This window comes from Halopseudomonas oceani, assembly GCF_963677335.1.
GTDB lineage: Bacteria > Pseudomonadota > Gammaproteobacteria > Pseudomonadales > Pseudomonadaceae > Halopseudomonas > Halopseudomonas oceani.
Map to the genome: position 1 here is coordinate 2,741,063 of NZ_OY781932.1, position 14,169 is coordinate 2,755,231.

At 61.2% G+C, this 14,169-nt stretch carries 10 protein-coding genes; 6 read left to right on the forward strand and 4 right to left on the reverse strand.

The window, feature by feature from the left end; genetic code table 11:
* Positions 1-17: 17 nt before the first annotated feature.
* Entirely contained in the window at positions 18-179 is a 162-nt protein-coding gene (locus ACKPCU_RS12860) for a hypothetical protein (protein ID WP_170063054.1), read from the reverse strand.
* 105 nt (positions 180-284) lie between these two features.
* Positions 285-2,411 (reverse strand): TonB-dependent receptor family protein, encoded by a 2,127-nt coding sequence (locus ACKPCU_RS12865; RefSeq protein ID WP_321347229.1) that lies wholly within the window; start codon positions 2,409-2,411, stop codon positions 285-287.
* A gap of 206 nt (positions 2,412-2,617) precedes the next feature.
* On the opposite strand from ACKPCU_RS12865, the gene ACKPCU_RS12870 reads away from it, so the two are divergent.
* The 4 genes from ACKPCU_RS12870 to ACKPCU_RS12885 all read left to right on the forward strand — a co-directional run bounded on the left by ACKPCU_RS12870 (position 2,618) and on the right by ACKPCU_RS12885 (position 9,108).
* Positions 2,618-4,078 (forward strand): acetamidase/formamidase family protein, encoded by a 1,461-nt coding sequence (locus tag ACKPCU_RS12870; protein ID WP_321347231.1) that lies wholly within the window; start codon positions 2,618-2,620, stop codon positions 4,076-4,078.
* A 57-nt stretch (positions 4,079-4,135) separates the two neighbouring features.
* Positions 4,136-6,568, forward strand: coding sequence for an acetamidase/formamidase family protein (locus ACKPCU_RS12875; RefSeq protein ID WP_321347232.1), 2,433 nt, complete (start codon positions 4,136-4,138; stop codon positions 6,566-6,568).
* A gap of 205 nt (positions 6,569-6,773) precedes the next feature.
* Positions 6,774-7,850: a helix-turn-helix transcriptional regulator gene (locus ACKPCU_RS12880; RefSeq protein ID WP_321347234.1), complete on the forward strand. Its 1,077-nt coding sequence runs from the start codon at positions 6,774-6,776 to the stop codon at positions 7,848-7,850.
* Positions 7,786-9,108 (forward strand): amidohydrolase, encoded by a 1,323-nt coding sequence (locus ACKPCU_RS12885; protein ID WP_321347236.1) that lies wholly within the window; start codon positions 7,786-7,788, stop codon positions 9,106-9,108. Before ACKPCU_RS12880 ends, ACKPCU_RS12885 begins: the two co-directional genes overlap by 65 nt.
* 43 nt (positions 9,109-9,151) lie before the next feature.
* Here ACKPCU_RS12885 and ACKPCU_RS12890 read toward each other — a convergent pair whose 3' ends face one another.
* On the reverse strand, positions 9,152-10,897 hold the full coding sequence (locus ACKPCU_RS12890) for an N-acyl-D-amino-acid deacylase family protein (RefSeq protein WP_321347239.1): 1,746 nt from the start codon (positions 10,895-10,897) through the stop codon (positions 9,152-9,154).
* A 122-nt stretch (positions 10,898-11,019) separates the two neighbouring features.
* Here ACKPCU_RS12890 and ACKPCU_RS12895 point away from each other — a divergent pair, with 122 nt between their 5' ends.
* Positions 11,020-12,057, forward strand: a complete 1,038-nt coding sequence (locus ACKPCU_RS12895; RefSeq protein ID WP_321347241.1) for an AraC family transcriptional regulator — start codon at positions 11,020-11,022, stop codon at positions 12,055-12,057.
* Positions 12,058-12,179: 122 nt separating this feature from the next.
* On the forward strand, positions 12,180-13,196 hold the full coding sequence (locus tag ACKPCU_RS12900; RefSeq protein WP_321347242.1) for an AraC family transcriptional regulator: 1,017 nt from the start codon (positions 12,180-12,182) through the stop codon (positions 13,194-13,196).
* A gap of 5 nt (positions 13,197-13,201) precedes the next feature.
* Here ACKPCU_RS12900 and ACKPCU_RS12905 read toward each other — a convergent pair whose 3' ends face one another.
* A complete protein-coding gene (locus ACKPCU_RS12905; RefSeq protein WP_321347244.1) occupies positions 13,202-14,143 on the reverse strand; it encodes a pyridoxamine 5'-phosphate oxidase family protein in 942 nt (313 codons plus the stop codon).
* Positions 14,144-14,169: the final 26 nt, after the last annotated feature.

The following is a 14,169-nucleotide window of genomic DNA, read 5'->3' on the forward strand; positions in this document are numbered from 1 at the left end:
GATTTCGCAGTTCGTGCTCAATCGTCCTCATGCAGCCTGCGGCAGACCTCACCCGCATCCAGTTCGTTAAGCTCTTCACCTTCAAGCGGCCCCTCCCACCGACTGTGGGGCGGCTCAAGCTCGGGTAGCGGCGAATGCGGCAGGTTGTTTTCGCCCGGGTGCTGTTGATCAAATGACATAGCGTGCCTCCTGACTGAATCAGTATGTACCTACTAATTCAGTCAAGCAGACCCACCCTCAGGTTCCAGTCGATTGGATGAGCGGTCAACTGGTTACGCCTGGTCTTACAGCCAGCTCCAGGACAAGCCCGTGTATACCCCGAAACCTTCACCGGGCGTCAAGCGCGCGGCTTCCGAGCCGTTATCGTTGTACCCGGGAGTAACGGTTGCGGCGTAGTGCTCGTCGGTGAGGTTGCGCAGCTCCAGCCAGGCCTGCCAATCCTGCTTAGGCGCGTCATAACCAACAATCGCACCAAAGGTGGTGTACGAGTCGGCATTCCAGGAGTTGGCGTAATCCACCGGCACCTTGGATGCGTACTGGGTATTCAGGCCTACATAAACGCCGACCGGATGCTGATAGCGCAGCTCGCCCTGATAGTAGTGACGCGGCAGCCCCGGCAACGCATTGCTGCCGAAGGCGTCGTCGTCACGGTAGTGGAAATCACTGAAGGTATAGGCCTGACGCAGTGCCACTGTGCCCAATTCCTCCCCCTGCCAGAGGGTACTGGTGAGCCCGGCTTCGATGCCTTGATGCACGGTGGCGCTGGCGTTGGATTCGGCAAAGATATTCGGCTCAATCTCGATGGTCAGCAGCTCGTGATTGACCCGCGAGTAGTACCAGGCCAGATCCCACAAACCGACCGCAGAGTCCCCGCGCGCGCCCAGTTCGAAGGTCGTTGCAGTCTGGTTATCCAGACTGACCGGAGTGCTTTGGCGATTGCTCCAGGGCTGATTGCTGACCGGGAAGCGCGTCGGCGACCCCCAAATCATCGACCACGGGTGCGGCGGCTCAACCGAACGAGACAGATTGCCATACACCTCGGTGCCGGACTCCAGCTGGTAACGCAGGCCCAGCCGCGGCGCGTAGTCCCAGGTGTCTTCGTTGAGTTTCTCATTGGTGTCGGGCCAGGTGACCTCGACCTCACGCTGGGTGTAGATCAGCGCCAGGCCGCTGGTCAGCCACAACCTGGGAGCCAGCTCCAGTTCATTGCTGACGTGCAGTACGTTGTCCGAGCCCTGGTGCGTGTACTCGCGCATCAAAGTGCCGACCGGGTAGACGGTGCCATTGGCGTTAAGCGGCTGATAGGCCGTCTCCTTCGCATCGCTACTCGGCAAATTGGTGGTGGTGCGCCAGCCGACAGTCGTATTGGCGTTCAGGCCAAAAAGCTGGTGCTCACGCTTGTAATTGAGCGTGGCGCTGATATCGCTGTAATCCACCCGGATGCGATATGGGCTCTCCATCAGATCCATCGGGTAATGGTGATAGACCAGCCCCATTTCCAGCGTGCTGACGTCGTCCAGGCGCAGCGTGGTCTTGTTGGCCAGCCAGGTGCTGCCCGGCTGCTCACGTTTGGCATCGCGAGCAATATTGCCTGCATTGGCCTGGGTCGGGTCGTCGTCAATCTGCGACTGGGTGAGGCGGCCCGGCGTCTGGTGTTCAGTCTCGCGGTAACGCAGGTAGAAACGGGTCTCCAGATCCGGTGTCAGTTGCAGACCAACATTGGCGACCACACCCTTGCCACTGCCGGCGGCGTGATCCTGCTGACCGTCGTAGTGCAAGTCGGTGATACCGACGTAATAATCCAGCTCACCGATGACCTGACCGGACGCAAGGTGCCGTTTGAGGTAGCCATCACTGCCCGCCTCCAGCCGCAGCTGCAGACGCGGCGCGTCGAAACCACTACGGGTGATGTAATCCACCGCGCCGCCCAGTGCCAATGCGCCACGGTCAAACCCGTTAGCCCCGCGCAGCACTTCAACACGATTGAGCCACAACGGCTCCAGCAGCTCATAGGGCGTACCGCCCGAGCCGGTCAGCGGCAGGCCATCAAGCAGAATATGGTTACCGGAGGCATGTGCACCCGGCCCACGGTTGATGCCGGAACCACGGATGCTGATCTTCACGCCCTCGTTACCCGGCGACTGCGCGTACACACCCGGCTGATAGGCCAGCACATCGGCCACACCGGCCACCCGCCCCTGCTCGACCTGCTGCATGTCGACCACGTTGGTGCCGCCCGGCACCTCGCTCAAAGCATCACGCGCCCTGGCAACCGCATCAAAGCTCTCACCGGTTACCGTAACGGCGTCCAGTTCGGCAACATCTTGTGCCAACGCACACGCGGGCGAACCCAACAGACAGGCCAGACACAGCGGCGCCAGACGCGCCGGCGGGGTTAACAGGTTGGACATGCAGCAACTCCAGGAGCAGACAGGAAAAATGCGAACGGCGCATTTTACTGGTTTCCCCTGCGCGAACAACCAAGGCGAATCCCCCACACCCCGCCGGCTCGACAAGGATTAGTGCGCCTGCTGACAAGAGTGGTTTTCCGTGTCGCCACATAATCCGGATACAAACCGCACGCCAGAGCGGTCGAAACCTGACATGGGGAATCAACATGAGCGATCACATCTGCACACCGGGCTGTACCCACGGCATCACCGAAGACAACCGCAAGGACGTGCTGGAAGAGTTCGACACCGCACGCCGCTCCTTTCTGCGCAATACGCTGGTTGGCGGCGGAGCCATCGGGCTGGGCGCCGTGGGCATTGGCATGACGCCGATGGCACATGCTGCAAGCGGCGTCGCCGGCAGCGACCCGGATGCACCGGGCCCACGTCACTATTACATTCCAGCCACCCCGGACACCGTGCTCTGGGGTTACTTCAGTAAAGTCGCCAAGCCGGTGCTGGAAATCGAATCCGGTGACTACGTCACCATGGAAACCCTTACCCACCACGCTAACGACGACGCCGAGCGCATGGTCAAGGGCGATCCGGGTGCCGAAGCGGTGTTCTTCTGGGATAGCAATCGCAAAGGCGTCGACCGCCGTGGCGCAGGTTCGATGGACGCGCCGATAGGCGCCGGCGGCGGCGCGGGCGTGCATATCTGTACCGGCCCGGTGCGCATCAAGGGCGCGCAACCCGGTGATATTCTCGAGGTGCGCATCGCTGACGTGGTGCCACGCCCCAGCGGCAACCCTAATTTCAAGGGAAAAACCTTCGGTAGTAACGCTGCTGCCAACTGGGGCTTCCAGTACGGCGATCTGCTCAGCGAGCCGAAGAAGCGCGAAGTCGTCACCATCTACGAAGTCGATGCCACCGGTGAACGCAACTGGGCGCAGGCGGTGTACAACTTCCGCTGGACGCCGCAGACCGACCCGTTCGGCGTGGTGCATCCGACCATCGACTACCCGGGCATTCCGGTCAATCACGCGACCGTTTCTCACAACGAAAACATCCTGCGCGACATCCGTATTCCGATCCGTCCGCACTTCGGCACCATCGGCGTGGCACCGGCCGAAGTCGACATGGTCAGCTCGATCCCGCCGAATCACACCGGCGGCAACATCGATAACTGGCGCATCGGCAAGGGCGCGAAGATCTACTTCCCAGTGGCGGTGGAAGGTGCCAACTTCTCGGTCGGCGACCCTCACGCCTCGCAGGGCGACTCGGAAATGTGCGGCACGGCCATCGAATGTTCGCTGACCGGCACCTTCCAGTTCATTCTGCATAAGAAGGCCGACCTGCCCGGAACCGCACTGGCCGAACTGAACTATCCGCTGCTGGAAACTCAGGACGACTGGGTTCTGCACGGCTTCAGCTACGCCAACTACCTGGCCGAACTGGGTCCCAACGCGCAGAACGATATCTACAGCAAGTCCTCGGTCGATCTGGCCATGCGCGATGCCTTCCACAAGATGCGCCACTTCCTGATGACCACCCAGAATCTGGGCGAGGACGAAGCCATTTCACTGATGTCGGTTGCGGTCGACTTCGGCATTACCCAGGTGGTGGACGGTAACTGGGGCGTGCACGCCGTGCTGAAAAAGTCGATGTTCCCCGCTCGTCGGAGCTGAACCTATGGCACAGGACTTGCTCCGTGGAAAGACACTCAACCTGCGACGGACACCCGCGTGACCGAGCTGAAACGTTTCTCCGCCAACAACGTACCTGAAGCACTGCGCCAGCCCGTCTGGAATGACATTCTCACCCAGATCGGGCTGGCCAGCAGGTCCGCCGCTCCGGCCAGGCGCGACAGCAGTGATCACGCTGCGCTATGCGCCACGGCGCACAATTCGGTGTTCGTTCACATGAACGCTGCACCACAAAGCTTCACCCCCCTGCCCGCCAGCCACGGCCGCAACAGCGTGCTGGTCGTTGCCCTGCTGAGCGGCAGCGCACACCTGTTGGCCAGCGATCATCCGCTCGCGCTGGCCCCGGGAGACATTATCCTGCTGGACCCGAGCCAACACTGGCAGCTGGTGCTGCAGACCGATTTTCGCGCCATGCTGGTCCGACTCGAGTCCGCCAGTTTTCTCCTGCGACTGGTGCGCAACAGCGCACTGGCCGACAACCGCATCAGCGCAAGCCGCGGCATGGGTGCCGTGTGCCTGCGCCTGCTCGAATCGCTGGCCGAACAACTCCAGCACCTCGACGGCGCCGAGCTGCCGGCGCTGGAAGCCACCCTCGGCGACTTGCTGGTAGCCAGTCTGTCGCAACCGCAGGGTAACGGCAGTGACGAAACCACCGACGTGCAACTCGCCCATCTGCGTCGGGTCTGTCGTACCATCGACGCTCGCCTGGAAGACCCAGAGCTGAATATTGAACAACTCGCGGAGCAGGAAGGACTGTCCGCCCGTTACGTGCAGAAGCTGTTCAAGAACAGCGGCACGACCTTCAGTGAGTACCTCAAGGGCCGCCGCATCCAGCACTGCTGTCTGGACCTCGCCAATCCGGCGCTGGCCCAGTTCAGCATCGCGCAGCTCTGCTTTCGCTGGGGCTTCAACGACGCGGCCAATTTCAGCCGCAGCTTTTCCCAGTACGTTGGCATGTCACCCAAAGCCTACCGCGCCGCACCGCCCAGTGACCTGCAGGCGCAGCTGCAGCGTGGACGACCACAGACTGCCCCGGCCGTGCGCTCGTCGGTCACCGCGCAGCAACCCGCCGAGGATGATCTGCAGAAACACCGCCGCTCATTTCTCGACGTGCTAGACGAGCATGCACGCTACGCCCAGTCATTGCGACTTGCGCCCAAGCGTCACCCGTTGCCGGCCGACGAAACCCGCCATGCCGGAACCAGCCAGTATTATCTGCCCGCTTCAGACAAGACGGTACATTGGGGCTATTTCAGCCGCGACCTGAAACCCGCACTGAGCGTGCGCTCCGGCGACATCGTTACCATCGAAACCCTGTCACAACACGCCACCGACGATTGCGAGCGGATGGTCGCTGGCGACCCCGGCGCTGAAAGTGTCTTTCACTGGACCCGCGACAAGAAAAACGTCGACCGCCGCGGCGCTGGCCCGGCCGACGCCAGCATTTTCGGCCGCGGCTGCGGCGAGGGCTTTGGCGTGCATATCTGCACCGGCCCGGTCTACGTTCACGACGCCGAACCCGGCGATGTACTGGAAGTGCGGATTCTCGATATCCTGCCGCGCCCGAGCTGCCATCCAGCCCACGAAGGCCGCCACTTCGGCAGCAACGCCGCTGCCTGGTGGGGATTTCAGTATGACGACCTGCTGACCGAACCACGCAAGCGCGAGGTGGTTACCGTCTATGAAGTGCACCAGCACACCCAGCCGCCCCACGCCAAGGCGGTCTACAGCTTTCGCTGGACGCCGCAGACCGACCCGTTCGGTGTGGTTCACCCAACCATCGACTACCCCGGCGTACCCGTTGATCACAACACCATCGACAAGCAGTTCGGGGTACTGGAAAAGGCCCGCATCCCGGTGCGCCCGCACTTTGGCGTGATGGCGGTCGCCCCACGAGAATCCGGCATGGTCGACTCCATTCCGCCCAGCTACTTTGGCGGCAACATGGACAACTGGCGCGCAGGCAAAGGTGCACGCCTGTTTCTGCCAGTCTCGGTGGCGGGCGCGCTGTTCTCGGTTGGTGACCCGCATGCCTCGCAAGGGGACTCGGAGCTGTGCGGCACCGCCATCGAATGCTCACTGACCGGCGTCTTTCAGTTAGTGCTGCACAAACAGCGCGACTTGGCAGGCAAGTTCCTCGGCAGCCTCAGCCACCCGTTTCTGGAAACCGATGACGAGTGGGTGCTGCAGGGCATGAGCTTTGCCGATTACCAATCCGAACTCGGCCCCAGCGCGCAGACCCAGGTGTATAAAAGCTCGTCGCTGGAGGCCGCCATGCGCGACGCCTTCCGCAAGACCCGCAACTACCTGATGACCGAGCATCAACTGACGGAAGACGAGGCCATTTCACTAATCTCGGTGGCGGTGGACTTTGGTATCACTCAGGTGGTGGACGGCAACCTCGGGGTACATGCCATTATTCGCAAGGCGGTCTTTCCTGACTACCAGCGCTCCCACGCCCCGGAACGATAAAAGCCATCACCGGGCATCGAGTGCCCGGTGATGGTTGACTCATGCATCGCCGGGCGGATAAACAGCCCCTCGCCTTTGGCGCCAGCAATGAGCTGGGCCAAGCATTGATAGAATGGCGCAATCCGCACTTGTTGGCTCGGGCTGCGCTGGCGACACTTACTCTTCCTAAGCCGTTCTGGTTTTTGCCTCAGTCATGCTACAAGCAGTGCCAACAGCTTCAAGAAAGCACCTTGAAAAGGTCATCAAAGGCCTGCGTTCCTGCGTGCCCGCCCAGGAGCTGGATGCCGCGCTGCTACGCAATCAACTGGACGCTGCCTCGCAGGCCGGCCGGATACCGCTGGCAGCCATCCGTCAGTTGGTAACTGAACTGGCAGAGGAGCAGCAGGAATCCTGGCTGCTGGTGCGCGCGTTTAGCCATCTGGACTACACCGAAGCATTTCTCGCGACCACCTACCTGGGGAACGCCCGAACCCTGCGCGATGCGATCAACCTGAGTAAACGCTACTTTCCTCAGAACAGTGATCTGGCCAGCCTGATTCTTGAGCAAAACGCAGCCCAGGCCAGCATCGTGGTCACCCCAAACCCTGCTGCCAACGCTACGGAGCAGCAATTGCTGGCTGCGCTTTACGCGGTAATGCGCACCTGCCAGGGGCTTGGCCTGCAACAGGCCAGTGCAGGCATTGCCGGACTTTCTGCCGATGCACTGGACGCGGGCCGGCGCTGGCTGCGAATACCGGTAGTAGCGCTGCCCGGCACGCGGCGAGTGGAGCTCCGGTTCCCGGCGCTGGAGCTCGCTCGCGCACTAACTACCAGGAAGCCCAACATCGTCCGCCTGGCGCGCAGGGAGCGCCAGTTGATTCGCAGCAGCGTCCATCATTGCTGGAGCGAATCCGTGCGGTTACTGCTCGCGGCCCTGTTACCACGCGGCGAGACGCGGCTTTCACGCTGCGCCAGCCTGCTGGCAGTCGCGCCGCGGACCCTGCAGCGGCGGCTGACCGCCGAACAGCAGCCGTTCAGCGACCTCCTTGCCGACGTACGCCAGCAGCTTTGCCTGGAGTATCTGCGCTCCGATCATGCCGACGACACCCTGGCACTGTTATTGGGCTACCGCCAGACCAGCCAGTTCTATCGCCAGTTTCGCTTCTGGTTCGGCTGCTCACCGAGCCGTCTGCGAGCCCGCCTGACCTCAAAAACGACCAAAACAAAAGGACACCCCCATGCGCCGTCACGCCCTGCTTCCCACCCTGCTGCTACCACTGGCCCTAGCCTCCAACGCCGCTGACGACTCACTTGATGAACGCCTCGCACGCAGTGCCGAGGCCATCCAGCCAAAGGCGGTCGCCTGGCGTCATGACATCCACCAGCATCCGGAGCTGGGCAACCAGGAGCAGCGCACTGCTGCGCTGATCGCCGAACATCTGCGTCAGCTGGGCATGGAGGTGCAGACCGGAGTAGGCACCACCGGCGTTGTTGGATTACTCAAAGGTGGCAAGCCGGGCCCGGTAGTGGCCCTGCGTGCTGACATGGATGCCTTACCCGTGCTGGAGGCAACCGGGCTACCATTCGCCTCCACTGTACGCCAGCAGTATCTCGGCGAAGAGCGTCCAGTCATGCACGCCTGTGGTCATGACGCCCACGTCGCTATCCTGATGGCAACCGCCGAGGTACTGGCCGGCGTCAAAGAGGATCTGCCCGGCAGCGTGAAGTTTATCTTCCAGCCGGCAGAGGAAGGCCCGAGCGACTATGCGTATGACGGCGAACGCCATTTCGGCGCCCGTCAGATGGTCGAGGCAGGGGTGATGAAAAACCCCGAGGTTGCAGCGGTATTCGGCCTCCATGTGACTGCCTCCATGCCAACCGGCCTGATCGGCTACCGCAGCGGCCCGGTTATGGCCAGCTCCGGTGATCTGCACATTCGTGTTCATGGCAAGCAGACCCATGGCGCGCAGCCCTGGGATGGCGTTGACCCTATTGTCACCAGTGCGCAGATCATCAACGGACTGCAGACCGTCGTTAGCCGCCAGACCAACATCATGCCCGCCCCGGCGGTCGTGACCATCGGCACCATCAATGGTGGCACCCGCCACAACATCATTCCGGAAGAAGTGGTCATGACCGGCACCGTACGCACCTTCGGTGATGAGGTGCAACAGCAGGTGAACGAGCGCATCGAACGCACCGCCAAGGGCATCGCAGAGTCGGCCGGCGCACAGGCCGAGGTCAAGATCATCGACAGCTATCTGACCACCACCAACAACCCTGAACTGACCGAGCGCATGGTGCCGACCCTGCGCCGGGCGGCCAATGACCGCGTGGTGGTATCGCCCATGGTCACCGGCTCGGAAGACTTCTCGTTCTACGCCAATGAAGCACCCGGTCTATTCGTTTTCCTCGGCGTCACGCCCATGGCACAGATGGGCAAGGCCGCGCCCAACCATTCACCCGGATTCATAGTTGACGATGCGGCGCTGGTCACCGGCGTGCGAACACTGAGCATGCTGGCAAGCGACTACCTGCAGCAAACCCGGCCTGATCATTGATCAGCGACTGCCCGGCCCCGGCATAACCGGGCCGGGCTGCGCATCAGCCATTGCTGCATTCACCCGCGCGCAGGAATTTGCCATAACCCTGCGTCCTGCCCAGCGCCGCAACCGGCTCCCCCTCTTCCACGGCAACCTTGCCGTTAATCAATACGGTTGGAACGATGCCGGGATTGCGGTTGACCATACGTTCCATGTTGAAGCCTTCCATCTCAGCCCAACACTGGGCATCCAGCGGCTGATCGAGCTTTGCCGGATCGATGACAACCACATCGGCACGATCCCCCACCCGCAGCGTACCGGCGTCAACGCCCAGCCACCGGGCTTGCTCCCCCGTCAGACGGTGCACCGCACGCTCCATGGTCATGGCCGGCTCGCCTTGGTCAATCGACTCTTTGATCAGCTGCAGAAAGCGCAGCGGCAGGTTGTAGAACGCCATATTGCGGATGTGCGCACCGGCGTCCGAAAAGGTGATCAGGGTATCGGGATTGCTGACCATGCTGCGCAGTTTGTCGACGCGGTGGTTGCCGATCACGGTAAACCAGCGCAATTTGCGGCCGTATGCGACCATCAGATCAAGGAACAGGTCGACTACGTGCACGCCCTTCTCGTTCGCGATATCGGCAAAGTCACGGCCCACGTAACCTTGCTCCGGGCACTCGAGAATGATGGCGTCGCCAAAATCACGTTGCCAGACCCGAGGCGAGAACTTCTCGGCATAGAACCTGCGAAATTTGCGGCGGTATGCCTCATCCTGAAACAGCGCATTCTGCTCGACTTCCGTTTTCAGGTTGCGCGCCATCTCGCCAGCGCCAAACTCCTCAAACACCACATGGTCGATACCATCGGCATAGATCGCGAATGGCGTTGGCAACACCTGCCAACGAAAGTCGCCACCCAGCATATTGGTCACTCGGGCGGCCAACTTGGCCATTGGCGCGACGGTCTTGTTGCCCTTGAGATCAAGCATCGAAATCAGGGTGGTTTTCAGTGGCTTGCGCAACAGCCCCACCGCCTCCCCCAGATACTGGAAAATCTGTAGCGGATTGGCCGCGTTCGGCGCCCCCTGGTGCACGCGACCGCGCTGCCGCAGCTGCCGGTTCAGGCGGCGCATCTCACTCCAGCGGGCATAGGTACTTGGCAGGCTTTTTGACCACTCGCGGTCACCATCAATCTTGTCCCACTTCAGGCACATGCTCGACATCCCGAGGAAGCCTTCATCGAGCGCCTCTTCCAGTAACCCTTCCATCTGCTGCAGCTCCGCTTCGGTCGGGCGAATGGCGCGGTCAGTCGAGCGATGCAGGCCCATCACCGAAACCCGCAGGTCACTGTGACCAAGGAAGCTGATGATATTGGGCCCAAGTGGTTGCTGCTCGACAAACCGAACCCATTCGGAGGGGCGGCTCCAGGTCTTGTGCTGCTGCAGAATCGGCAACACCTTCTCGCGAGGCACCGTTTCAACGCGGGTAAAGATATCGGAAGCATCTTCAGCCTCAGAGCACACCATGCTCAGCGAACAGCTGCCGACCAGTACCGTGGTCACGCCGTGGCGAACCGACTCAGACAAAGCCGGTGCAATGATCAACTCGGCGTCATAGTGGGTGTGCGTGTCGACAAAGCCGGGAGTAACCCAGCACGCGCTGGCATCGATCACCCGCGCGCCTGACTCAGGCAATGGGCGATCCGATATTTCAGCCACCACGCCGTCGCGAATACCCAGATTGCAAATGCGTGAGGCCGTACCCGTCCCGTCGAAAAAGCGCCCGTTTTTGATAACCACGTCGAACATGCCTGGAGCCTCTGTTGTTTTTATTGAGGCACCAGACTAAATACCAGCCAAGCTCAAAACTTGACATTTTACGACCTGAGATTAGCTTTCCAGTATCCATTCTCCTCGCGCAGGATTCCTCAATGACACTCCGCTATGTCGTGCGCAGCGCAGCCATCAGCGGCTTTCGGACAGAGGCACGCAGTGCCGCAGAAGCACTGTTGCAGGAGGCTGGCATTACGCCGCAGCAACTCGATGCCGCCGATCTGCCGGTTGACGTGACCCAGCTGCAGCGCCTGCTCGCGCTGGCATCGGTACGTCTGGCCCGTCCCGATCTGGGGATCAGCCTGGCCCGCCATCAGGGGCTCGACATGCTGGGCCTGCTGGGAAATGTGCTGGCCAGCGCCCGGACGATGCAGGAGGCGTTTGGTATCGCCCAGCGCTACATGAGCCTGCACAGCAACGCAGAACACTGGCAGCTGCAAACCTTCGCCGGCCAAGTCCATATCATTCGCGCAGAACACGGTACGACCAACCCACAGGCTCAGCAGTACCACGAGATGTCTCTCGCGGTGTTTCACCGGCTCACCCAACTGATAAGCGGTCGCCCGCAGCGTCCGGTGCGGGTAACCTTTGCTCATAGCCAGGTCGGCCCGCTCAGGCAGTACACCAGCCATTTCGGCTGCGATGTTTGGTTCGATCAGGAGCACGACAGCCTGGTCTACCCTGAAGCCCTGTTCAGCCAACCGGTGTCACAGCAAGTGACAGACCCGGGAGGCACTGAACAGGACTACCTGCGCTCCGCCAGCGAACAACTCGAAGACAACCTCGAACTGCAGGTGCGCAACCTGATTACCGAGCTGATCGGGCTCGGAGAGGTTACGCTCGATCAGGTTGCCGCCCTGCTCGAACTGCACCCGCGCAACCTGCAGCGGCGCCTGAAAGCAGAACAGCTTGAATTTCGTGATCTCGTGCAGGACGTGCGTATCACGTTGGCCTGCTGGCACCTGCAAGCGTCGCGCTGCGGCATTACCACGCTCTCTGACATGCTCGGTTACAGTGACCTCTCCTCCTTCAGTCGCGCATTCAAACGGCGTATGGGGGTGTCTCCAGCCCAGTGGCGGCGGCGCTTCAAGGCGGCGAGAAACAGCAACGGCAAGCCATCGCCAACAAACAAATAGCCACGCAGGGATTACCCGCAAAATTGGCCACTTTGATCATATTATTGGCCGATTCGAACTTGAGATTCTGCTGCCAGTCGATAGCCTGAACAGACTACCAGTGCCTGTTCAAAGGAAGACGGATGGCGGCTCGATACGTGGTACGCAGCGCGAGTATCAACGGCTTCTTCGCCGAGGTCGGTGAGCATGCCGAGCCCATTCTGCGTGAGGTTGGGGTCGACCCCGACCAGCTCAGCGTTGCCGATAACCCGATTGAAATCGGCCAGTTGCACCAGATGCTGGCGTTGGCAGCCAGTCGACTCAATCGGCCGGATCTGGGCATGCGCCTGGCGCAACATCAAAGCGTTGGAGACCTTGGCTTGCTCGGCAAAGTACTGAGCTGCGCCGCAACCTTGCGTGAAGCCTTTGCCATTGCCCAGCGCTACATGAGTCTGCACAGCTCCGCCGAGCATTGGCAGTTGCATCAATTCGCCGGACGGGTTCAGGTGGCGCGTGTTGAGCTGGGTCAGTCTGATCATCAGGCCCAGCAGTACCACGAGATGGCCCTGGCCGGGTTCCACCGCATGTCCTGCCTCTTGAGTGGCGAACAACTGCGACCACTGCGCGTGACCTTTGCACACAGTCAGGTCGGGCCGATGAAGCTGTATCAGCAGCACTTTGGTTGCGAGGTACGGTTCGATCAGGAGCATGACAGCCTGAGCTACCCTGCTGCAGTATTTCGACGCCCACTGCCCGTGCTGGCACACGGGCACAAAGTTGAGCGCGCAGGCTACATTCAGGCTGCTCGCGACCAGCTGGAAGAAAATCTGGAACTGAATATTCGCAACCTGATCACGGAACTGCTCGGCCTGAAAGAGATCAGCGTCAACAGCATTGCCGCCCTCCTCAACCTGCATCCGCGCAGCTTGCAGCGGCGTCTAAAGCAGGAGCACCTGGTGTTTCGAGACCTGCTGCAGGACGTCAGAGTCAATCTGGCCTGCTGGCATCTGCAGGCCTCGCGCTGTGACATCACCAGTCTCTCGGACATGCTTGGCTATAGCGACCTGTCGTCATTCAGTCGCGCCTTTCGCCGGCGTATGGGTGTGTCGCCGGCGCAGTGGAGACAACGCGTCAAGGTCGACGCGGTTGCCCCCTGCTGACCACCTCAGCCAGGCCAGACGCCGGTACGCCGCAGTGCGGGGGAGAAGCTTTCGAACTGCCAGCGCAACCGCGAACCACCCGGACGCCACACAACCTGCTCGACCTCCAGATGCCACAGATGCTCAACCCCCTCAAACCGACTGGCAGCAGGTGCTTCCCACTCCAGCTCGACCCGACCGGTCAACTGAAGCAGATCACCACTGGCAAAATCGACAAACAGCAGTCCCGCGCGCGGGTTCATCAATAGATTACCAAGGGTGTTGAAGAAGCGGTTGCCAGCAAATTCGGGCAGGGTCAAACGGCTTTCAGAGACCTTCACAAAACCGGGCCAGCCGCCTCGATGGGAGACATCCACCGCCGGGCTGAGCCCCTCTCGCGGCAGACAACTGGCGACGAAGCAGGTATCAGCAGCGGCAATCAGCTCCCGCATACGAGGGGTCAGCAGATTCGAGCTAACCACGCAGGAATCGGCCGCCGGCGCCTCCGCATCGGCCACCAGCTGCCTTTGCTGAATGAACTGCGGGCAATTGCCAAACGCTTGCTCAACCCGAACGCTGATTCCCTTCGAGTCGACTTCGCTGATCTGGCCGGACAACCTGTTGCGCCGTCGTGTCTGCAAATCAATTCCGAGCAGACCAATAGCGCCAGTCGCCAGCAAGGCATCCGCGCAAGGATCCACACGACTGACTACCGTATTCAGCCGGAGCAACGTGGGGTCGGGAGACCAGGCAAAGCCTGGTTCTCCCTCCAGCAGGCCAGCCCAAAGGTTGCCATCCGGTGAAACCGCACCCGCCACAACAAAGCGCAGCAGTGGATAGAACCCGCGATGTTGTTCCGGCAGTACCGGATTAAGCACGCGCGGTCCGATCTCGGCCATGCGCTCGGCAACACCCAGGCGACGCTGCAATTCGCGCTCTCCCGAATGCCAGACTTGTGCCTTACTCATGACAACCTCCTCTGTAACCTGCGTTG